This window comes from Arthrobacter sp. 10T416, assembly GCF_056394165.1.
Window position 1 is genome coordinate 84,815 of record NZ_JBFTHI010000004.1, and the last position, 20,950, is coordinate 105,764.

General features: G+C 69.7%; 22 protein-coding genes. 15 read left to right on the top strand and 7 right to left on the bottom strand.

Features of this window, described 5'->3' with window-relative positions; genetic code table 11:
• Window positions 1–6: 6 nt before the first annotated feature.
• The 11 genes from AC1DBE_RS06810 (at window position 7) to AC1DBE_RS06860 (ending at window position 11,385) form a co-directional block, all read left to right on the top strand.
• Window positions 7–783, top strand: a complete 777-nt coding sequence (locus AC1DBE_RS06810; protein ID WP_476970024.1) for an SDR family NAD(P)-dependent oxidoreductase — start codon at window positions 7–9, stop codon at window positions 781–783.
• 62 nt (window positions 784–845) lie between these two features.
• On the top strand, window positions 846–2,321 hold the full coding sequence (locus AC1DBE_RS06815) for a four-carbon acid sugar kinase family protein (protein ID WP_476970025.1): 1,476 nt from the start codon (window positions 846–848) through the stop codon (window positions 2,319–2,321).
• Window positions 2,318–3,190, top strand: a complete 873-nt coding sequence (locus AC1DBE_RS06820; RefSeq protein WP_476970026.1) for an NAD(P)-dependent oxidoreductase — start codon at window positions 2,318–2,320, stop codon at window positions 3,188–3,190. The genes AC1DBE_RS06815 and AC1DBE_RS06820 overlap by 4 nt, the downstream gene beginning before the upstream one ends.
• Window positions 3,191–3,272: 82 nt before the next feature.
• The gene (locus tag AC1DBE_RS06825; protein ID WP_476970027.1) at window positions 3,273–3,962 is read left to right on the top strand and encodes a GntR family transcriptional regulator; all 690 of its coding nucleotides are present in this window, start codon (window positions 3,273–3,275) and stop codon (window positions 3,960–3,962) included.
• A gap of 92 nt (window positions 3,963–4,054) precedes the next feature.
• Window positions 4,055–5,053: a sugar phosphate isomerase/epimerase family protein gene (locus AC1DBE_RS06830; protein WP_476970028.1), complete on the top strand. Its 999-nt coding sequence runs from the start codon at window positions 4,055–4,057 to the stop codon at window positions 5,051–5,053.
• Window positions 5,054–5,113: 60 nt separating this feature from the next.
• A complete protein-coding gene (gene dhaL / locus AC1DBE_RS06835; RefSeq protein WP_476970029.1) occupies window positions 5,114–6,835 on the top strand; it encodes a dihydroxyacetone kinase subunit DhaL in 1,722 nt (573 codons plus the stop codon).
• A gap of 12 nt (window positions 6,836–6,847) precedes the next feature.
• Entirely contained in the window at window positions 6,848–7,366 is a 519-nt protein-coding gene (locus AC1DBE_RS06840) for a ribose-5-phosphate isomerase (RefSeq protein WP_476970030.1), read from the top strand.
• Entirely contained in the window at window positions 7,363–8,316 is a 954-nt protein-coding gene (locus AC1DBE_RS06845) for a 3-hydroxyacyl-CoA dehydrogenase family protein (protein ID WP_476970031.1), read from the top strand. Before AC1DBE_RS06840 ends, AC1DBE_RS06845 begins: the two co-directional genes overlap by 4 nt.
• 29 nt (window positions 8,317–8,345) lie before the next feature.
• Complete coding sequence (locus AC1DBE_RS06850; RefSeq protein ID WP_476903597.1) at window positions 8,346–9,113, top strand: SDR family NAD(P)-dependent oxidoreductase; 768 nt, start codon at window positions 8,346–8,348, stop codon at window positions 9,111–9,113.
• 89 nt (window positions 9,114–9,202) lie between these two features.
• Window positions 9,203–10,549, top strand: coding sequence for an MFS transporter (locus tag AC1DBE_RS06855; RefSeq protein ID WP_476878826.1), 1,347 nt, complete (start codon window positions 9,203–9,205; stop codon window positions 10,547–10,549).
• Window positions 10,550–10,581: 32 nt separating this feature from the next.
• Complete coding sequence (locus AC1DBE_RS06860; RefSeq protein ID WP_476878825.1) at window positions 10,582–11,385, top strand: triose-phosphate isomerase family protein; 804 nt, start codon at window positions 10,582–10,584, stop codon at window positions 11,383–11,385.
• On the opposite strand, the gene AC1DBE_RS06865 is transcribed toward AC1DBE_RS06860, so the two are convergent.
• The 3 genes from AC1DBE_RS06865 to AC1DBE_RS06875 form a co-directional block, all read right to left on the bottom strand.
• Window positions 11,343–11,825: an SRPBCC family protein gene (locus AC1DBE_RS06865; RefSeq protein WP_476878824.1), complete on the bottom strand. Its 483-nt coding sequence runs from the start codon at window positions 11,823–11,825 to the stop codon at window positions 11,343–11,345. The two genes, AC1DBE_RS06860 and AC1DBE_RS06865, sit on opposite strands and share 43 nt — an antisense overlap.
• A complete protein-coding gene (locus AC1DBE_RS06870; RefSeq protein ID WP_476878823.1) occupies window positions 11,822–12,181 on the bottom strand; it encodes an ArsR/SmtB family transcription factor in 360 nt (119 codons plus the stop codon). Before AC1DBE_RS06870 ends, AC1DBE_RS06865 begins: the two co-directional genes overlap by 4 nt.
• A 139-nt stretch (window positions 12,182–12,320) precedes the next feature.
• Window positions 12,321–12,770: a MarR family winged helix-turn-helix transcriptional regulator gene (locus tag AC1DBE_RS06875; RefSeq protein WP_476903596.1), complete on the bottom strand. Its 450-nt coding sequence runs from the start codon at window positions 12,768–12,770 to the stop codon at window positions 12,321–12,323.
• A 167-nt stretch (window positions 12,771–12,937) separates the two neighbouring features.
• On the opposite strand from AC1DBE_RS06875, the gene AC1DBE_RS06880 reads away from it, so the two are divergent.
• On the top strand, window positions 12,938–14,170 hold the full coding sequence (locus AC1DBE_RS06880) for an MFS transporter (RefSeq protein ID WP_476970032.1): 1,233 nt from the start codon (window positions 12,938–12,940) through the stop codon (window positions 14,168–14,170).
• Here the strand turns inward: AC1DBE_RS06880 and AC1DBE_RS06885 are convergent.
• Window positions 14,167–14,991: a gamma-glutamyl-gamma-aminobutyrate hydrolase family protein gene (locus tag AC1DBE_RS06885; RefSeq protein ID WP_476878820.1), complete on the bottom strand. Its 825-nt coding sequence runs from the start codon at window positions 14,989–14,991 to the stop codon at window positions 14,167–14,169. The genes AC1DBE_RS06880 and AC1DBE_RS06885 overlap by 4 nt on opposite strands.
• 51 nt (window positions 14,992–15,042) lie before the next feature.
• On the opposite strand from AC1DBE_RS06885, the gene AC1DBE_RS06890 reads away from it, so the two are divergent.
• A complete protein-coding gene (locus tag AC1DBE_RS06890) occupies window positions 15,043–15,528 on the top strand; it encodes an SRPBCC family protein (RefSeq protein WP_476970033.1) in 486 nt (161 codons plus the stop codon).
• A gap of 9 nt (window positions 15,529–15,537) precedes the next feature.
• Window positions 15,538–16,671: an LOG family protein gene (locus tag AC1DBE_RS06895; RefSeq protein WP_476878818.1), complete on the top strand. Its 1,134-nt coding sequence runs from the start codon at window positions 15,538–15,540 to the stop codon at window positions 16,669–16,671.
• Here the strand turns inward: AC1DBE_RS06895 and AC1DBE_RS06900 are convergent.
• Complete coding sequence (locus AC1DBE_RS06900) at window positions 16,668–17,618, bottom strand: matrixin family metalloprotease (protein ID WP_476878817.1); 951 nt, start codon at window positions 17,616–17,618, stop codon at window positions 16,668–16,670. The two genes, AC1DBE_RS06895 and AC1DBE_RS06900, sit on opposite strands and share 4 nt — an antisense overlap.
• Window positions 17,618–18,736, bottom strand: coding sequence for a VIT1/CCC1 transporter family protein (locus AC1DBE_RS06905; RefSeq protein WP_476878816.1), 1,119 nt, complete (start codon window positions 18,734–18,736; stop codon window positions 17,618–17,620). Before AC1DBE_RS06905 ends, AC1DBE_RS06900 begins: the two co-directional genes overlap by 1 nt.
• Before the next feature lie 301 nt (window positions 18,737–19,037).
• Here AC1DBE_RS06905 and AC1DBE_RS06910 point away from each other — a divergent pair, with 301 nt between their 5' ends.
• A complete protein-coding gene (locus tag AC1DBE_RS06910) occupies window positions 19,038–19,268 on the top strand; it encodes a hypothetical protein (protein WP_476878815.1) in 231 nt (76 codons plus the stop codon).
• A gap of 124 nt (window positions 19,269–19,392) precedes the next feature.
• Here AC1DBE_RS06910 and AC1DBE_RS06915 read toward each other — a convergent pair whose 3' ends face one another.
• Window positions 19,393–20,919 carry a sodium:solute symporter family protein gene (locus AC1DBE_RS06915; protein WP_476903595.1) on the bottom strand — a complete coding sequence of 509 codons (1,527 nt, stop codon included), beginning with the start codon at window positions 20,917–20,919 and terminating at the stop codon, window positions 19,393–19,395.
• Window positions 20,920–20,950 lie beyond the last annotated feature (31 nt).

The window sequence follows — 20,950 nt, forward strand, 5'->3', positions numbered from 1 at the left end:
CCACCGATGACAGCAAACAGCACATTCCCCGCCGAACGAACCGTCGTCCTGACCGGCGCCGCATCGGCCCGCGGCATCGGCCGCGCCACGGCGGACCGGCTGGCCCGTGACGGCTGGTCGATCGCAATCCTGGACATCAACGCCGAGGACGCCAAGGCGGCCGCGGCGGAGATCGGGTCCAACCGTGCCGTCAAGGCGATCGGCGTCGGCGCCGACGTCTCGGACGAGGCCTCCGTGGACCGTGCCATCACCGAGATCGAGGAGGCGCTTCCGCCGATCGTCGGACTGGCCAACCTGGCCGGCATCAGCTCGCCGACGCCGTTTATGGAGACGTCCGTGGCCGAATGGGACAAGGTGTTCGCCATCAACATGCGCGGCACGTTCATCGTCTCGCAGCGGGTCCTGAAGGGCATGATTGAACGCCGGGTCGGCCGGATCGTCAGCGTCTCCTCGATCTCCGCGCAGCGCGGCGGCGGCACCTTCTCCAAGGTCGCCTACAGCGCGTCCAAGGCCGGAATCCTTGGCTTCACCCGTGCACTGGCCCGCGAAGTCGGCGAATTCGGGATCACCGTGAACGCGGTGGCTCCCGGCCCGATCGACACCGACATCATGGGCGGCACCCTGACCGATGAACGCAAGGCCGCCATGTCCGAGGGCATCATGATGGGCCGCGTCGGCACCCGCGACGAGGTCGCAGCGCTCATGTCCTTCCTGCTCAGCGAAGACGCCGGCTACATCACGGCCGCCACCTACGACATCAACGGCGGCCTGCAGGTCTCCTGACCCCAGGCGCCTCTCGACGTGCCGTGCGGCCCAGGCCGCACGGCACCCGAAAGGACCACAGCATGACAAACGAAACCCACCCCGGCCATCCCGGCCCGCCGGACGCTCCCGCCCCCGTCCGCCTCGCGGACGCCCGGCAACGGATCCGCGCGGACCGCGCCGCCACCGGCCGCCGGACCGCCGTGCTCGACGACGACCCGACCGGCTCGCAGTCCGTCCACGGCGTCTCCGTGGTCACCGTGCTCGAAGCATCGGAGTACGCGGCGGCCCTCGCCGCGCCGGAATCCACCTGCTTTATCCTCACGAACACCCGCAGCCTCGACGAGGCGGACGCCGTCGCGCTCAACCAGGACGCCGGCCGTGCCCTGTTCGAACTCGAGCAGCGGCTCGGTGCCCCGCTGGACGTGGTCAGCCGCAGCGACTCGACACTCCGCGGCCACGTGATGGCAGAAATCCGCACCCTCGACGCTGTCCGGCGCGAGGTCACCGGACACGGCTTCGACGGCGTCCTGCTGGCCCCGTCCTACTTCGAAGCCGGACGGTTCACAGCCGGCGACGTGCACTGGGCCGTGGTGGGCGGCGAGCCCGTGCCCGCCGGGGAAACCGAGTTCGCCAAGGATGCCACCTTCGGCTACCGCTCCTCCGACCTGAAGGACTTCGTCGCGGAGAAGAGCAGCGGCTCCGTAGCGGCCGGGCAGGTGCTCAGCATCAGCCTTGAGGACATCCGCAACGGCGGCGAGGACCGGGTCGCGGAGATCCTGCGCACTGCCGCCGACCTGCAGGTTATTGTCGTCAACGCCACCGACTTCGCGGACCTGGAAATCGTGGTCCTGGGCCTGCAGCAGGTCCAGCGCGAAGGCAAAACGTTCCTGCACCGCACCGGGCCATCCTTCGTCCGCGCGCTGGCCGGGCTGGACCCCAAACCCACCCTGCAGGCTGAGGACATCTGGCCGGCCGGCCGTCCCGCCGGCCACGGCCTCGCCGTCGTCGGCTCCCACGTGGGACAGACCGCCCGGCAGGTCGCCGTGGCGCAGGCCCGCGGCGGGGTGACCGAGATCGAACTGTCCGTCGCGGACCTCGTCGACCCGGCCGCACGCGGGGACCACATCGCGGCCACCGCCGCCAAGGTGGTCAGTGCACTCGCCGACTCTGACGTCCTGCTCTACACCTCGCGTTCGCTGCTGAAGGGCGCGGACGCCGTCGCGAGCCTGGAAATCGCCCGCAGCGTGTCGGCCGCAGTGATTGACGTGGTTCAGGCCGCACTCACCGCACGCCCCGCCTGGGTTATTGCCAAGGGCGGCATCACCTCGCACGACGTGGCTGTCCGCGGCCTCGGCATCCGGCGCGCCACCGTGCTGGGCCAGCTGTTCCCCGGGATGGTCTCCGTGCTCCGGCCCGACGACGCCGCCCCGGGCGTGCAGGGCATGCCGTACGTCGTCTTTGCAGGCAACGTCGGCGACGAAAACGCACTCGCCAACACTATTGAACTCTTCCGCGGCACCCCGTCCGCGGCCCCAGGAAAGGACGTAACCCCATGAGCAAGGTCGGATGGATCGGACTGGGCGCCATGGGCGGCCCGATGGCCGTGGTCCTCGCCAACGCCGGGCACGAAGTCGCGGCCTTCGACGTCGCCGACGGGCGCGCGCAGAGCCTCGCCGTTCCCGGCCTCACCCCGGCCGCGACCGCCAGGGACGCCGTGGCGCAGGCCGACGTCGTCGCCCTGATGGTGGCCACCCCCGCCCAGGCCGACGCCGTGCTGTTCGGCCCCGACCGCCTGGCCGAGGCGCTGCGCCCCGGCACAGTGGTCCTGCTGATGGCCACCGTCGGCCCGGCCGCCGTCGTGTCCCTGGCCGAGCGGCTGGCGCCGTTCGATGTTGACCTGGTTGATGCGCCCGTCTCCGGCGGCACCAAACGCGCCGCCACCGGCGAGCTGCTGATGATGGTCAGCGGATCCGACCGTGCGCTCGCCGCTGTCCGGCCGCTGCTGGATGCCATGGCAAGCTCGGCCCCCGTGGTCGGCGCGGCGGTGGGGGACGGGCAGAAGGTCAAGCTCGTCAACCAGCTGCTCTGCGGCGTGCACATCGCTGCCGCGGGGGAGGCCCTGGCCTTCGCCGAAGCCCTCGGCCTGGACCCCAAGCAGACCTGGGAGGTGCTGCGCTCCGGCGCGGCGGCATCCTTTATGTTCGATGACCGCGGCTCCAGGATGGTGGACCCGGACAACACTGAAGTCCGCAGCGCCCTGGACATCTTCGTCAAGGACATGGGGCTGGTGGTCGACGCGGCGCGCGAAAGCACCTACCCGGCGCCCCTGGCCTCTGCCGCCGAGCAGCTGTACCTCAGCGGCCGCCGTGCGGGTCTTGGCCGACGCGACGACTCCACGGTGATCGAGGTCCTGCGGGGCCACTGACGCCCATCCCTCGCCCCGCCCCCGCCCGTAACGGCGGGGGAGCGGGGCGCAGGGCACGGCGCGGCGGCTATAGGATTTCACTATGGCACTCAAGGAACCGGCCTCCCGCGGCATCAGCAGGCAGGTCCTCGCCGACCACGTCTACGAGGCGCTTCTTGCCGCGCTGATGGACGGCAGGCTCGAAGCCGGCACTCCGGTCAGCATCGACGGGATGGCACGGGAGCTGGACGTCTCTCCCACCCCCGTCCGGGAAGCCCTCGCCCGGCTCGAATCCACCGGCATGGTGCGCCGGACCGCCCTACGCGGGTACCGGGTGGCGCCGCTGTTCACGGCGGACGAGCTGGCGGACCTCATGGACGCCCGCCTCGTGATCGAACCCGCCAACGCCTTTATGGCCTGCAGCCAGGCCGACGCCGGGCTGACCGCGCAACTGGCGCAGGCCATCGAAGACCTCAAAGCCGCGCCGCGGGGACCGTCCTTCTCCGAGTTCCGCTCCTATTGGGAAGCCGACGAGCGCTTCCACCGCCTCATCGCCGAGCACGCCGAGAACCAGTTCCTGCTTTCGGCCTACAATGCCCTGGGCGGGCAGGTCCAGCGGTTCCGCTTCTTCGGCGGCCTCGGTGTCACCGATGCCGACTTCGCGATCGCCGAACACACCGAAGTCCTGCGCGCCTTCGAGGCCGGGGACGCCGAGCTCGCGCGCCTCAAAATGATCGAGCACATCGAGGGCGTCAAGCAGCGCTCACAGCACGACAGCGAAGTCCGCAGCTAGCCGAACGGCGTTCCACCCCACAACTAACCCTTGACAAAGCTTTCCTCGTTGATAAATCCTATAGGAAATGTGATTCAAGAGTTGGAGTGACAATGTCGTACACCGCCGAAAACTGGCCTATCACCGCGGCCCTGCTGCAGTTCCCGGGCATCCGCGCCGACGGGACCCCGGTCCAGGACGCTCCCGCCAGCGACTGGCAGCGCGTCTTCGAAGAGGTGGCCGACGCAGGCTTCGCCAACGCCGACCTCACCGACAGCTGGGTCCGCCCGGGAGACCTCTCGCCGGCCCGCCTCGACGAACTCGCGGCCGCAGCACGGCAAGCCGGAATCGGCCTGCCCGCCATCTCGGCCATCCGCCGCAGCGTCATCGACGAGGCGAACTGGGAAGACAACCTTGCGTATACCCACCGCACCCTCGACGCCGCCGCGCAGCTAGGCTGCGAAGTCGTCTCCATCGGCCTGCACCAGGCGCTCACCCCGGCCCAGCGCGAACAGCTCTGGTTCTGGACCGTCGAGGGCCACAAGGATCCGGCGGGGGACAAGGAGACCTGGAACAAGGCGGTCACCCGGATCCGCGACGTCGGACGGCACGCTGCCGAACTCGGCCTCCTCGTCTCCCTCGAAATGTACGAAGACACCTACCTCGGCACCGCTGATTCCTCCGTGCAGCTGGTCCAGGACATCGACCTGCCCAACGTCGGACTCAACCCGGACATCGGCAACCTGATCCGGCTGCACCGGCCCATTGAGGACTGGCGGGAGATGGTCCAGAAGACGCTGCCGTACTCGAACTATTGGCACGTCAAGAACTACATCCGGGACGAAAACCGGGCCAAGGACCAGTACGTGGCCATGCCCGCCCCGATGGAATCCGGCCTCATCAGCTACCGCGAGGCCTTCCAGTTCGCCATCTCCGTCGGCTTCCAGGGCATCATCTGCACCGAGCACTACGGCGGCGACGGACTGAGCGTCACCGCCGCCAACCAGGACTACCTGCGCCGCCAGGTCCTGCCCAAGCGCGACGGGTACAGCCTCGGCACCAGCCTGGTCGCCCAGGGCCGGCAGCAGCCCGCCGCCGTAGCCGCGCACTAGGCCGACGGCGCCTCCGGGCCACCGCCCGTTCCACCTGTCCCACCGGTTCGACGAGGAATCATGACCAAGATATTTGACGATCCCGCACGCTTCGCAGAAGACGCCCTCGACGGCTTCGCCGCCGTGCACCGCCAGTACGTGGCCCGGGTGGACGGGGGTGTGGTGCGCTCCACCGAAACCCCCGCCAACCGGGTCGCCCTGGTGATCGGCGGCGGTTCGGGGCACTACCCGGCCTTCGCCGGACTGGTCGGCGCCGGCCTGGCCGCCGGCAGCGCCTGCGGCAACATGTTCGCCTCGCCCTCCGCGGGCCAGGTCTACCGCGTGGCCAAAGCCGCCCAAACCGGCGGCGGCGTCCTGCTCAGCTACGGCAACTACGCCGGGGACGTGCTGCACTTCGGCCAGGCCCAGGAAAAGCTGAACGCCGAAGGCATCCCGACCCGCACCGTGCTGGTCACCGACGACATTGCCAGCGCCCCGCTCGCCGAGATCGAGAAGCGCCGCGGCATCGCCGGGGACCTCACCGTCTTCAAAGTCGCGGGTGCCGCCGCCGAAGCCGGGCTGGACCTGGACGAGGTGGAGCGGCTGGCGGTCAAAGCCAACCACCACACCCGGTCACTCGGCGTCGCTTTTGCCGGCTGCACCCTGCCCGGCGCCGCGGAGCCCCTGTTCACGGTGCCCGAGGGCATGATGTCCGTGGGCCTGGGCATCCACGGCGAACCCGGAATCTCCGAACAGCCGCTGCCCACGGCCAGCGAACTGGCCGCCCTGCTGGTGGACGGGCTGCTGAAAGACAAACCCGACACGGCCGGCCGGCGCGTGGTGCCGATCCTCAACGGCCTCGGCACCGTCAAATACGACGAACTGTTTGTGCTCTTCGGCAAGATCGAGGCCCTCCTGAGCGCCGCCGGCCTGGAGACCGTGGAACCGGAGTGCGGTGAACTGGTCACCAGCCTGGACATGTCGGGCCTGTCCCTGACCCTGTTCTGGCTGGATCCCGAGCTGGAGGCCTTCTGGTCCGCCCCGGCCGACACCCCCGCGTTCCGCAAAGGCAACCTGGCCCCGCGGGCCCACCGGACTGTGGCCGCCGCGGCCGACGCCGACGCCGTCCCGGCGCTGGCCGCCACCCCGGCGTCGGCCACCCTCGCCGCCACGGCCGTGGGAGTGCTGAAAGTCGCCCAGTCGGTGGTCATCGAACACGAGGAAGCCCTCGGGAAACTCGACGCCATCGCCGGCGACGGGGACCACGGCATCGGCATGCGCCGGGGCGTGGACGCGGCCGTCGCCGCCGCCGAACAATCGCACGCCGCCGGCGCCGGGCTGGAGGAAGTCCTCACCGCCGCCGGGGAGCAGTGGGCCGAGCGCGCCGGAGGCACCTCCGGAGCCCTGTGGGGCGCCGCCGTAGCCGCCGCCGGCCGGGCCCTGGGCAGCAAGGACGCCTACACGCCGGCGGACGCGGCAGCCGCCGTCGCCGCCCTCCGCGACGCCATCCTCACCCTCGGCAAGGCCGAAGCCGGGGACAAAACCATGGTGGACGCGCTGCTGCCGTTCGCCGACGTCTTCCACCAGGCCATCGACGACGGCGCCGGGCTGGCCAGCAGCCTGCGGACCGCGGCCGACGCGGCCGCCGAGGCCGCCGAGGCCACCGCGTCCCTCAGCCCCAAGAAAGGCCGGGCCCGTCCGCTGGCGGAGAAGAGCCTGGGCCACCCCGACCCCGGCGCTGTGTCGTTCGGCCTGATCGCCGGCCGGGTCGCCGACTACGCCGCCTCCATTGAACGCAGCTGAAGGAGTATTCCCTTGACCAACACCACAGATCCCACCGCCACCGAGACGGCCCCCGCCGGCTGGCGGATCGTCGTCGGCAACGACGAAGCCGGCGTCGAATACAAAAACGCCCTGCGCGAACTCCTCGAGGCCGACCCCCGGGTCGCGTCCGTCGAGGACGTCGGGGTCGGCGCCAACGACAGCACCGCCTACCCGCACCTGGCCGTCGCCGCCGCCCGCAAGGTGGCCGCCGGCGAGGCCGACCGGGCCCTGCTGATCTGCGGCACGGGCCTGGGGGTGGCCATCTCGGCCAACAAGGTCCCCGGCATCCGCGCCGTCACCGCCCACGACAGCTACTCCGTGGAGCGCTCCGTCCTGTCCAACAACGCCCAGGTGCTGACCCTCGGCCAGCGCGTGATCGGACTGGAACTGGCCAAGAAACTGGTCGGCGAATGGCTGGGCCACCGCTTTGATGACACCTCCGCGTCCGCGGCCAAGGTGGACGCTATCCACTCCTACGAGGGAGCTTCGGAAGGAATTGAAAACGCATGAGCGCACGTAACATAGCCGTCGTCGGTTCGGGCTACATGGGCGGCGGGATCGCCCAGGTCCTGGCCCTCGCCGGAGCCCGCGTCGCCCTCGCCGACGTCTCCGCCGAAGTCGCCCAGAGCAACTACGAGCGGCTCCTCAAGGAATCCGACGAATTCGTTGCCGCCGGGCTGTTCCCGGCCGGCTCCACCGAGCGGCTCAAGGAAAACCTCTGGGCGGCCAAGGACATCGAAGAGGCCGTCGCGGACGCCGAATACATTGAAGAGGCCGTGCCCGAAGTTCTCGAAATCAAGCACGGCACCCTCAGCCGCATCAGCGCCGCCGCACGCCCGGACGCCATCATCGGGTCCAACACCTCCACCATCTCCATCGCCAAACTCGCCGAGGTAGTGGCGAACCCGGAGCGTTTCCTCGGGGTCCACTTCTCCAACCCCGCGCCCTTCATTCCCGGCGTCGAGGTCATCCCGCACGCCGGCACCTCGGCGGCTACCATCGAGACGGCCCGCACGATTGTGGGCGAAACCGGCAAGGAAACGGCCACCGTCAAGGACGTCACCGGCTTCGTCCTCAACCGCCTGCAGTACGCCCTGTTCCACGAGGCCGCGCAGGTGGTCGAGGAGGGCATCGCGACGGCCGAAGATGTGGACACTATGGTCCGCACCACCTTCGGCTTCCGGCTGCCGTTCTTCGGGCCGTTCGCCATCGCGGACATGGCCGGTCTCGACGTCTACGCCTTCTGCTACAAATCCCTGCAGACCGGCTTCCCGGAACGGTTCGCCACCCCGCAGATCCTGCAGGAAAAGGTCGACGCCGGCAAGCTGGGCACCAAGACCGGCTCCGGCTTCCTCAACGTCCCGGCCGAACGGACCGCCGCCCTGGTCGCTTACCGGAACAAGGCCTACGTCGCCATGCAGAAACTCATCGAGGACCTCGGCCCCGCACCCCTGGGCTAGCCCCACCCACCCCAGCCCTAGGAGAACCCATGACCACCTTCCCCGCAGAGCGCACCGCGATCGTGACCGGCGCCGTCTCCGAGCGCGGCATCGGCCGGGCCACCGCAGACTACCTCGCCGAGCGCGGCTGGAACATCGGCGTCATCGACCTCGACGACGCCGCCAGCAAGGCTCTGGCCAAGGAGCTCGCCGCCAAGCACGGCGTCAAAGCCCACGGCGCCGGTGCCAACATCGGCGACGAGGCCTCGGTCCGCGCTGCCGTCGACGAGATCGAGGCTGAACTGCCGCAGCTCGTGGCCCTGGCCAACATCGCCGGCGTCAGCTCCCCGGTGCCCTACCTCGAACTCGACGCCGCAGAGTGGGACCGCGTGCTGAACATCAACATGAACGGTGTCCACTACGCCACCCGGCGGGCCGCCGAATCGATGGCCCGGAACCGGCTCGGCCGGATCGTGAACATCTCCTCGGTCTCCGCCCAACGCGGCGGCGGCACCTTCAGCAAGACCCCCTACTCGGTGGCGAAGGCCGGCGTCATCGGCCTGACCCGGGCCACGGCCCGGGAGCTGGGCGAGTACGACATCACTGTCAATGCCATCTCCCCGGGTCCGATCGACACGGACATTATGGGCGGCACCCTCAGCGAGGAACGCAAGGATGAACTCGTCAAGGACCTGGTGGTGAACCGCGTCGGCAACACCCGCGATGTCGCGGCCGCGATCCACTTCCTGATCGGCGAGGACGCAGGCTACATTTCCGGCCAGACGCTCAACGTCGACGGCGGCCTGTATATGCACTGACGGTTTCCGGAACCCGGAAACCAGCAGGGAACCGCGGGCCGCCGGCCCGCGGGCGAACCACCCCACCTCATCACTCGAAGGAGAGTGCTGTGTCCGTATCCACCGCTACATCCAAGGAGCTTTTGGCCCGACCGGTCCTGAAGTCCGCGATTTCCAAGGCGGCCCGCCGGCTGATGCCGATGCTGGTCATTCTGTACGTCGTTTCATTTTTGGACCGGACCAATGTCGGCTTCGCCGAAGCGGCCCTGGGTGCGGACAAGGGGGTGTCGGCGGGGGCCTTCGCCCTCGGCGCCGGCATCTTCTTCATCGGCTACGCGATCTTTGAGATCCCCAGCAACCTGCTGCTGAAAAAGGTCGGCGCCAAAGTCTGGCTGGCCCGCATCGCGATCACCTGGGGCATTGTGTCCGCCTGCTTCGCGTTTGTGCAGGGCGAAACCTCGTTCGTGATCCTGCGGTTCCTCCTCGGTGTGACCGAGGCCGGCCTGTTCCCGGGCGTCATCATGTACCTCGCCGAGTGGTTCCCGAACAAGGTGCGCGTGCAGATGTTCGCGATCTTCTACCTGGCGCAGCCGTTCTCCCAGATGATCGGCAATCCGCTGTCCGGCTGGCTGATCAACATCGGCGACCAGGTGCCGGGCGTGCGCGGCTGGCAGGTGATGTTCTTCGTCGAAGGCCTGCTCGCCGTCGTGGCCGGCATCGCCGCCTTCTTCTTCCTCATCAACGGCCCGGACAAGGCGAAGTTCCTCAGCAGCGACGAAAAGTATGCGCTGAAGGAAGTGATGGCCCTTGAGGACAACATCAAGGACGAGCACGGCCCCCGCGGCATCCTCGCCGCGATGCGCAACGGCCGGGTCTGGTACTTCACGGCGATCTATTTCTGCCTTCAGATCGCGGTCTACGGCGTGACGTTCTTCCTGCCGCAGCAGGTGTCCTCGCTGACCGGGCAGAAGGTGGGCCTCGCCGTCGGCCTCCTGATCGCCGTCCCTTGGTTCTTCGGCATCTTCGCCTGCTACTTCATCGGCCGGGCGGCCAACACGGTGGCCAAGCGGCGGAAGTTCGGCACCATCCTGTTCCTCTCCACGGGCCTGTGCATCTTCGGGTCGGCGTGGGCCGGCACCAACCACCAGCCCGTGCTCGGCATGGTCTTTATCACCCTGGCGGTGTGCAGCTTCCTGGCCGTCGGCCCGGTGGTGTGGTCCTACCCGACGGCGTTCCTCGCCGGGTCCGCCGCGGCAGCCGGGATCGGCCTGATCAACTCCCTGGGCAACCTCGGCGGGTTCGTCGCTCCGATCCTGCGGACGGCGGTCAACGAGGCCACGCACTCGCCCACGGGGTCGATGGGGGTCTACGCCCTCGGGGTCCTGCCGTTCGTGGCGGCGGCCATGATGTTTGCCACCAAACGGTTCAGCAACAAGGCGGACGAGCTCCTGGACTGACGTCCGGCCCACCGCACCACCTAAGGAAACCCATGACCCGCACCTCCGGCACCAGTGACACCGAACGCCCGCTGTACGTCGGTGTCAGCACCAAGATGTACCTGGGCTACCAGGAAAGTCTGCGCTGGCTGTCGGAGGTGCGGGCCGTGGTGGACCAACGCCCCGCCCTGGCCGCTGGCCGGGACGTGGTGGTCTTTGTGATCCCCTCGTTCCCGGTCCTGGCCGAGGCCAGGACGCTCCTGGCCGGCTCACCGATACTTCTCGGCGCGCAGAACTGCGCCTGGGGGGACGGGCCGCTCACCGGCGAAGTCAGCCCGGGCCTGCTGGCCGAACTCGGCGTCACGCTGGTGGAGATCGGCCACGCCGAACGCCGGGCCCAGTTCGGCGAGGACGACGGCGTGGTGGCCCGCAAGGTGCGGGCCGCCGCCGACGCCGGGCTGACGTCGCTGCTGTGCGTCGGCGAGCCGGCGGAGACGGCGCCGGAGGAAGCCGCGGAGTTCTGCCTGGGCCAGGTCCGGTCCGCTGCCGCCGGGGACGCGGAACTGGGCGCGGGACTAGTCCTCGCCTACGAGCCGGTCTGGGCGATCGGCGCGGACCGGCCGGCCCCGCCGTCGTACGTCAACGCCGTGGTGGGACTGATCCGCGACGGGCTGGACGGCCGGTGCCCCATCATCTACGGCGGCAGCGCCGGACCCGGGCTGCTGCCGCAACTGGCGGCGGACGGACTCTTCCTGGGCCGGTTTGCCCACGACGCGTCCAACCTCGGCCTGGTGCTGGACGAGGCCCTGGCGCGTCAGACCTTGGCGCCGGCCAGCAGTTCCTCGAGCCGTTCGTAGGCCTCGGAGAGCCCGTCGCCCATCCCGGATTCCGCCATACCGTTCCGGGCCTCCATGCTCGGGTAGACGGCGTGGGCCCTCAGCCTCGTGCGGCCGCCGCCGAGGTCCTCGAAGGTCATGAACTCGATGCTGACCACGTCCGGGTAGCCGCCGTACTCGAAGGTCTGGACGGCGAAGTCGTTCTCCCGCACGGTGTGGAAGACCCCGTTGAACTGGCGGGCGACGCCGTCGGGCCCGGTATGGGTGTAGCGGTAGGTCCCGCCGGTGCGGAAGTCGTAGTGGTCTACGTCCATGGTGAGCCGCCGTGGGCCGAGCCACTGGGCGACGAGTTCGGGTTCCTTGTGGGCGCGGAAGACGTCGGCCACTGCAAAGTCGAACTCCCGCTCGAAGTCGATGAAGGGCAGGTCTTCCGGAACCGTGAGTTTCAGTACGTTGCTCATGATGAGTCCTTTGCCTGGGTGCCGCGTTCGGCAGCCTGGGATTGGAGCACGGCATCGAGGCTGCGGAACTGCCCCTCGCGGACCAGCCGGTACCGGTCGATCCACGCGGTGAGTGCCTCCAGCCGTGCGGGGTTCAGGTGGACGGGCCGGCGCTGGGCGTCGCGCGTGCGCGTGACGAGGTCCGCCTGCTCAAGCACCTGGATGTGCTTCGAGACCGCCTGCTTGGTGATCGCGAAGGGTTCCGCCAATTCGTTGACCGTGGCCGGGCCGCGGCTAAGCCGGGCGATGATGCTGCGGCGGATGGGGTCGGCGAGCGCCAGGAAAGCGGTGTCGAGGAGTCCGTCGTCGTCAGCCATGGCGTCACGCTCTCGTGCTACACGGTCACCAGCTCCGTAATCAACTGATGTGTTGATCAACCTTCTGGTTGTTTAACCGTACCCCCGCCGGTGCCGCTTGCCAAGGGGTTGGCGGCTGCTGCCCCCCGGTTAGACCCGGCTAGACCCGCGCGTGCAGCCGGGGGAGTGCGTCCACCAGCGCGGCGAGCTCCGGGACCTCCTGGGCCTGGGCGAGTGCGCGCTCCAGCGTGGCGTCGTGGGCCGGCCGGGCCTGGTCCAGCAGGGCGATGCCGCTCGGGGTGAGCTCGGTGTAGATCCCGCGGCGGTCGTCCGCGCACAGGATCCGGGTCAGCAGCCCGCGCTCCTCCAGCCGGTTGACCAGCCGCGTGGTGGCACTGGCGCTCAGGGCGGACGCCCGGGCCAGCTGCTGCATCCGCATATGCCAGCCGTCCTGCCGGCTGAGCGCGTCCAGGACCGTGTATTCAACCACGGAGAGCTGCGCCTCGGCCTGCAGGGAGCGCTCCAGCTCCGCCTCGATCAGTCCGTGCAGTGCCGCGAGGGTCCGCCAGCCTTGCGCCCGGACCTCGACGGCGTCGTCCTTGATGCCCATCAGTTGTGCTCCCTTCCAGGTCGGGCTCCTGCTGTCCGGCGCGGACGCGGGGTGCCAAATATAGTTGCTTGCGCGCTATAGTTGCGTGTGCAACAATAAATAACGCGTCTGCAACTACTAGCTTACGCCTCGCACACACCCCCGTACAGTTTTGAAGGAGCATCGCCATGCCCATCGGCCTGATAGCCCTCGCCCTCGGCGGGTTCGGAATCGGACTCACCGAGTTCGTCATTATGGGCCTGCTGCCGCAAGTGGCGGCGGACTTCCACGTCAGCGAGGCCGTCGCCGGCTGGCTGATCTCCGGCTACGCGCTCGCCGTCGTCGTCGGGGCGCTGCTCCTGACCGCCGCCGTGACCCGGTTCGAACGCAAGCCCGTGCTCGCGGTCCTGATGATCCTCTTCATTGCCGGCAACCTCGTCTCCGCGCTCGCCCCGGACTATGCGCTGATGATGGTGGGCCGGATTATCGCGGCCCTGGCCCACGGCGCCTTCTTCGGAATCGGCGCGGTGGTGGCCGCCGGCATGGTCGCCCCCTCCAAAAAAGCCGGCGCCATCGCGATTATGTTCACCGGACTGACGGCCGCCAACGTGCTGGGCGTGCCGTTCGGCACCATGCTCGGCCAGGCCGCCGGCTGGCGCTCCACGTTCTGGGCCATCACCGGCATTGGGGTGCTCGCTTTGGCGGGGATCCTGGCCCTGGTGCCCAAGACCGGGGCGGGGGCGCCCGGTGCCGCCGGCGGTCTGCGGGGCGAACTCCGCGCCTTCCGGTCCGGCCAGGTCTGGCTTTCCATTGCCGTGACCATCCTCGGCTACGGCGGCATGTTCGGGGCGTTTACCTACATCGCGTTCACCCTCACCGAGGTCACCGGCTTCGCCGCCTCCACCGTGCCGTGGCTGCTGATCCTCTTCGGGGTGGGGCTGTTCATCGGCAACACCGTCGGCGGCCGGGCCGCGGACCGGAACGTGGACCGCACCCTGCTGGTGGTGCTGGCGGCCATGGTGGTGGTGCTGGTTGTGTTCGCGCTGACCTCGACCAGCCAGCCGATCACCATTGCGTCCATGGTGCTGCTGGGCGGCTTCGGCTTCGCCACCGTGCCCGGCCTGCAGATGCGGGTGATGAAGTACGCCGAGACCGCCCCCACGCTCGCGTCCGGCGCCAACATCGGCGCCTTCAACGTGGGCAACGCGCTGGGCGCCTGGATGGGCGGCGTGACCATCACCGCCGGCCTCGGCTACACCTCGCCGATCTGGGCCGGCGCGGGCATCACCCTGCTGGGCCTGGCCGTGATGGCCTTCGCAGCCGCCGCCGCGCGCAAGGCACCGCGCACCCCGGAGACGGCCGTCCCCAATGCGCCGGAGACGGCGGTCCGGGACGACGACGCCGAACTGCAGCGGCTCTAGTTCGGCTGCGGACGCGCGGGGCTGCTCCGGCAGACCTCCACAAAGGCCCGGAACGGCGCCAGCCGTTCCCCGGCCGGAAGCTCCCGCGCCTCCGGGTGCCACTGGACCGAGGCCACCCAGCGCGCCGGGTCCTCGAGCGCCTCCACGGTGCCGTCGTCCGCCACGGCCGTCACCACGAGGCCGTTGGCCACCCGGGCCACTGCCTGGTGGTGTCCGGAGGCGATCTTGACGGTCAGCGCCGGCGCTCCGCTGCCCTGAACTCCGGTGCCCTGAACTCCGGGGCGCTGTTCTCCGGTGTCCTGTTCGGCCGCGTACAGCCCGGCTACCTTCGATCCGGCGGCGATCCCGACCTCGTGCCACGCCCAGGGTCCGGCATCGTGGGCCGGGGCAGGTTCGCGGTGCGCCACGGACCCCGGGTCCATGTCCTGGATCAGGCTGCCGCCATACAGCACGTTCAGCAGCTGGTGGCCGCGGCAGATGCCCAGCACCGGCAGCCCGGCGTCGATCGACTGCCGGGCCACGGCGATGTCCAGGGCATCCTGCCCGGGGTTGACGTCGTAACAGGCGCCGCCGGCCTCCTCGCCGTACAGCTCCGGGGCGAGGTCGCCGCCGCCGGGGAGCACCACGCCGTCGAGCCCTTCCGTTCCCTCCGCCGCGGTGAGCAGCACGGGCTCGCCGCCGCCGTCGCGGACCAGGTCAACGATGTAATCGAACAGAGCGTTGGCCTCGGCCACCCGCGGATCCGGGTTCGAGGAACTCGTCAGGCGCACCGGGATACCGATACGGGGGCGGCCGGCAGCGGGCCGTGCTGGATTCTGCATGACTCATTTTGCATCACAACTGCGGATTTTCCGCAGGGCTAGGATTGCCGGATGAACAACAGGTATCTCGTGTCCCGCAGCCGCTTCATCGCCGCCAGCCCGGAAGCCATCTTCGAGGTGCTCGCCACCCCCGCCCTGCACAGCGTGATCGACGGCTCCGACACCGTCAAGGGCGCCCAGCCCAGGGGCCCGCAGCGGCTGGGTCCCGGTGCGAAGTTCGGGATGGACATGAAGATCGGCGTGGACTACAAGATCCTCAACACCGTCTGCGAATTCGAGGAAGGCCGCCGCATCGCCTGGCGCCACTTCTACGGGCACATCTGGCGGTACCTGCTGGAACCCGGCACCGACGCCGCCGGCATCCCCGGCACCACCGTCACCGAGCAGTGGGACGCCCGCGGGGTGCGCGGCAAGTTCTTCCTCCGCCTGGCCGGCTACCTCCGCCGCCACCCCGCCAACTTGGAACAGACCCTGGCCAAGCTCGACGCCCACCTTGGCGCCGCCGGCGCCGCCGGCACCGCCGGCCGCCGGGGCTAGAGGCGCCGGATGAGCGCTGCCCGCAGCCTGCACCCGAGCCCGCGCACCCTCGAGGTGGAAAGCCTCGACACCTTCGACCGGATGGTCCGGGACGGCGCGCGCACCATGCACGGCTGGCATCTGCAATCGCTGGACCTCCGCGGGCGGCGGTCAACCCTCGAATCCCTGGCAGCGCAGGGAGCGATCTTCCTGGGCTGCACCTTTGACGACGGCGTGGAGCAGTCCCTGCGCGCCCGCGGCGCGCTGATCTTCCCCAAGCTGGACGAGGTGCCGTTCAACCCCTACCGCGGCCAGCTGTACACCCCGCAGGAGCTCTATGCGGGCATCGCCGACTCCCGGTATGAGGACACCCTCGACGCCCGCGTCTACCAGTGGAGCATCCGGCCCGGCCAGCGGCACCGGCTGGACGCGACCCTGGCCGCGGCGCTGCACGACCATTCGATCGGCGACGCCCTGGACGAACTGACCCGCTCCGAGCTGTGCCGGGGCCGGTCCCTGGTGGGCGTGATGGGCGGCCACGCCGAGGCCCGCGGCTCGGCCAGCTTCGCCGAGGCGGCGCAGCTCGGCCGGCTCCTGGCCAGGAACGGCCGGGTGGTCGCCACCGGCGGGGGCCCGGGCACCATGGAAGCCGCAAACCTCGGCGCGTACCTCAGCGCGGCGGATGACACCGTCTTCGAGCGGGCCCTGGCGGACCTCGCCGCCGTGCCCGGCTTCCGGCCTTCGGTGTCCGCCTGGGCGCGGGCGGCGGCCGCCGTCGTCGAACGCCATCCGGACGGCACTCCGTCCCTGGGCATCCCCACCTGGTTCTACGGGCACGAACCACCCAACTTCTTCGCCACGCACATCGCCAAATACTTCGCGAACGCCATCCGGGAGGCGATCCTGCTGGAACTCTGCAACGGCGGGATCATCTTCCTGCCCGGCTCCGGCGGGACCATCCAGGAGATCTTCCAGGACGCCTGCGAGAACTACTACGCCGCCCCCGAAACCATCACGCCCATGGTGCTGGTGGGGCGGGAGCACTGGCTGCGGCGATTCCCGGCGTGGCCGCTGCTGCAGAGCCTCGCCGCGGGCCGGGGAATGGAGGACAGGATCTTCCTGGTGGACTCGGTCCAGGAGGCAGTGGCCGTCCTGGAACCCTAGAGGTCCTTGCGGCACTGGGCGTGGCCCAGCGCGTAGAGGCCGTTCAGGTCACCGGCGGCCAGGCCGTCGGGAGTACCGATCTCCGGGTACATGAGCTGCTTGGGGTCGCTGACGTGCTCCAGGCCCATGACATGGCCCAGTTCGTGCAGGATCACCGCCGTGGCATAGGCCGCGCCGTCCGCCCGGCCCAGGTCCTCGCCGATCTGCGGCGCGTCCAGCTCCAGGCTGCCGGTCACGTAGCTCTTGGGTCCGTCGCCGTAGCTGAAATGGGTGCTGCCGCCCGTTCCGATCACGGTGCCCTTAAGCTGCGGCGCCTGCTCGGGGGTGGTCCACGCGATCAGCAGCGGAGCCCAGCGCTCGCCGTACCGTTCCTTCTGGTACGGCGCCCGCGTCTGCGACGGCAGCTCGGTGGTGGCGCCGTCGTCGATGAACCTGATCCCGGTCGCCTCGGATACCGTCCGGATCGCGTTCTCCACCAGTTTGCCGGCGCCCTTGGGGGCCAGGGCGGCGTTCACCACATAATGCAGGGGCCGGCAGGGGGAGTAGCCCACGGGGCTCCCGTCGGCGTTGGTGGCCAGGAATTTGTAGGACTTGCTGTCCACCGGCGGCGTTTGCGGCTGGCCCAGGGGCTGGTTTTGTTCCTCGAAGCCCGGCGGCGGCACCGCCATTTGTTCCCCGCCGGCAGGGACGCCGGCGTGGCGGCCGGCCTGACTGGCGGTCGGGTGGCCCGCCAGGGGACGGGCCTGCTGGTGGTCGGCTCCGCCGTTGAACTCGAACAGTCCCACGAACCGCGGATCCCCGTACGCCAGCCCTGCCGTCAGGAAGGCGGCTCCGGCGATCAGGACCACGGCGGCCAGGTTCCGGACCACGCGGGCGGCACCGCGGGCGCGGCCGTGCCGCGGCCCCCGGTCCCGCAACCCGGAGTCCGGCAACCCGGGGTCGTCCACTAGCCGACCACCGCGCCGAACACCAGGCCAAGCAGGTAGGTCACCGCGGCCGCGCCGAGGCCGATGGCGAGCTGGCGGAACGCCCGGCTGGTGGGGGAGGTGCCGGACAGGAGGCCGACGACGCCGCCGGTGAGCAGCAGCGCGACGCCCACCAGGGCGGCGGAGACCACCAGGGCGGCGATGCCGGTCATGCCCAGCAGGAACGGAATGATCGGAATGATGGCGCCGGAGGCGAAGAAGCAGAAGCTCGACGCCGCAGCGTTCCACGCCGTGCCGACGGCCTCGTGCTGGTCCTCGGTCTCCGGGAGTTCGGGCCGCAGGGACAGGCTGGGATCGCAGTCGCAGTCGAGCAGGCCCATCCGCTCGGCCACGCGGTGCTCCGCTGCCTCCCGGGACATGCCGCGGGCCAGGTAGACCAGCACAAGTTCGTTGTGCTCGAGGTCCAGCAGCGGCGCGGCGGCCAGGGTGACCTGGGTGGGCCGGGTCGCGGCCAGCAGCTCACGCTGGGAGCGCACGGAGATGAACTCGCCGGCACCCATCGACAGCGCGCCGGCCAGCAGGCCCGCCACGCCGCTGAGCAGGACCACGGAGCTGCCCACGCCGGAGGCGGCCATACCCATCACGAGGGAGAGGTTGCTGACCAGCCCGTCGTTGGCGCCGAAGACCGCGGCGCGGAAACTGCCGGCGAGGCGGTTGCGGCCGCGCGTGGCCAGGCCGCGGACCACTTCCTCATGGATCTGCTCATCCGCGACCATGGCCGGGGTGGCCGAGGGATCGTTGGCGTAAGGCGAGCGGCTTTCGGCGCGCTGGGCCAGGGCCAGGACAAAAACGGACCCGAAGTGCCGGGCCAGGAAACCAAGGAACTGGCTGCGGAGCGAGGCGGGACGGGTGCGGCCGGCGTGCTCGCCGAGCAGATTCAGCCAGTGCGCCTCGTGCCGGCCTTCGGCTTCGGCCAGCGCCAGCAGGATGGCGCGTTCCTCGCCGCTGCGGTTCTGCGCGAGATCGCGGTACACCGCGGCCTCGGCGCGTTCGTCGGCAAGGTACTGCCGCCAGCGCTTGATGTCCGCCGGGGTGGCGGCGGTAGCGTGGTTTTGGTCAAAAGGGGCGTGTTGGGACACGTAAACTCCTGGGCTCGATGGGGCATGATGCGGCCCCATTGCGACTCCAGCGTACCCCGTAATTCCGGGGGTTTTCGGCTGGCAATCCTCAGCGGAAAGTTTCGGCGGCCCGTAAAAACAGCTCCCGCACAGCACCGCCTACCGGGGGCCCGGCGGCCCTTGACCCCCACCGTCCCCGGTGCTCGAATGGAGGCCAGGGCGGGTTCTCCGGCGGGCCCGCCCGGGTGGTTGTCCGGGACCGGTGCAAGGCTCCGGGCGGCCCGACTCGCACTGCCGCCGCCCGACCCACGGAGGTTGCACCATGGACAGCACCGGACCACACGCCGCACAGCCGGCCAGGGACTCCATCGAATCCGACCCCGCCTACGACTACGCCGAAGACGCCCCCGTCGGCGCCGCGGAGCCCGACGACGAGGAACTACTGGAGGAAGCCGACCGGCTCGTCCCCTTGGACGCGGACGATTTCCTCGGCGACGACCAGCCGACCCCGCCGGTCGACGCTGACGAGTTCAGGGACGCGGGGGAGGAGTAGCCCTGTCCGGGGTCCCGCCCCGAGTGGCACGACGGCAGGGAACACGACGGCGGCGCATCCCCGGTGGGGAGGCGCCGCCGTCGTGCGTCCTTCGAAACCTGAAACCGGCCGCTGCCGGACCCTGCTAGTGGTTCAGGGCCGGAACCTTGTCCTCTTCCGGCGTTGCGCCGCCGGCGACCCGGTCCCGCCAGTGCGCCATCACGGCGGCGTCGGTCGGCCTGGTCAGCAGCGACACGGCGACGTAGACCACCGCGGAGGCCAGCAGGCCGTAGTAGATCGGTTCGTTGGCGTAAATACCGTCCAGCGGGACCTCCGCGTTGATCTCCAGCACGATCATGGTGCCGAGGGTGATCACCGAGCCGACGGCCATCGAGGCAGCCGCGCCGGCGCCGGTGCCGCGCTTCCAGAGCAGGCCGCCCAGGATGGCGACCAGCAGGCCGCCGACCAGGATGTCGTAGGCGATGGTGAGCGCCGCCACCACGTCCTTGGTGATGATGGCGATGACAATAGCCACCACGCCCAGTCCCAGGACCCAGATCCGGTTGGCCTTGACGTCGTGCTCCGGGTTGTCCGAGTCGTCGGTGTTGACGTTCTTGCCGAACCAGCCGGCCACGAATGGCAGGACGTCGGCGCGGGCCACGGTGGCGGCGGCGATCAGGGCGCCGGAAGCGGTGGACATCATGGCGGCCACGGCCGCGGCCAGCACCAGGCCGCCGATGCCGACCGGCAGCAGGTTGGTCGCGACCTCGGCGTAGACGACGTCCTTGCCGAGGGCCTTGACGTCGATGGCCGGCAGGGCCACGCGGGCGCCCAGGCCGATCAGCGCGCCGGCCGCACCGTAGAGGATGCAGTAGACGCCGGCGGTGGCGCCGCCCCAGCGGGCGACCGACGGCGTCTTGGCGGTGAACACGCGCTGCCAGATGTCCTGGCCGATCAGCAGGCCCAGCGTGTACACAACGAAGTAGGTGATGATCGTCTGGACGCCGATGCCGTCCATCTGGAAGAAGCTGGCGTCAACGCGGCTGCGGATGCCGTCGAGGCCGCCGGCGGCGTTGAGTGTGAAGGGGAGCATCAGCAGGAAGATGCCGACGGTCTTGATCACGAACTGGACCTGGTCGGCCAGGGTGATGGACCACATGCCGCCGATGGTGGAGTACACAAGGACGATCGCGCCGCCGATGGCGATGGCGAGGGAACGGTCCCAGCCGAAGAGGACCACGAAGATCGTGGCGTAGGCGCCGGTGGAGGTGGCGCAGAGCATCAGCGTGTAGGCGAGCATCACGATGCCCGAGGTCTGTGTGGCCCGGCTGCCGTAGCGCAGGCTCAGCATCTGGGACACGGTGTAGATCTTCAGCTTCTGGATGGTGCCCGCGAAGAGCAGGCTCAGCAGCAGCACGCCGGCGCCGATCGCGACCACCAGCCACATCCCGGAGATGCCGAACTTGTAGCCCAGCCCCACACCGCCAACCGTGGACGCGCCGCCGAGGACCACGGCGGCCATGGTGCCCGTGTAGAGGAAGGGGCCGAGCCGGCGGCCGGCCACCAGGAAGTCGCTGTTGTTCTTGGTGCGGGACTTGCCCCACCAGCCGAAGGCCAGCATGGCAACGAGATACACCACCACGATGGCGATGTTGACGAAACTTGCGTCCATTGAGGGCTCCTTGGAGCGGTTCGGAAGCAGC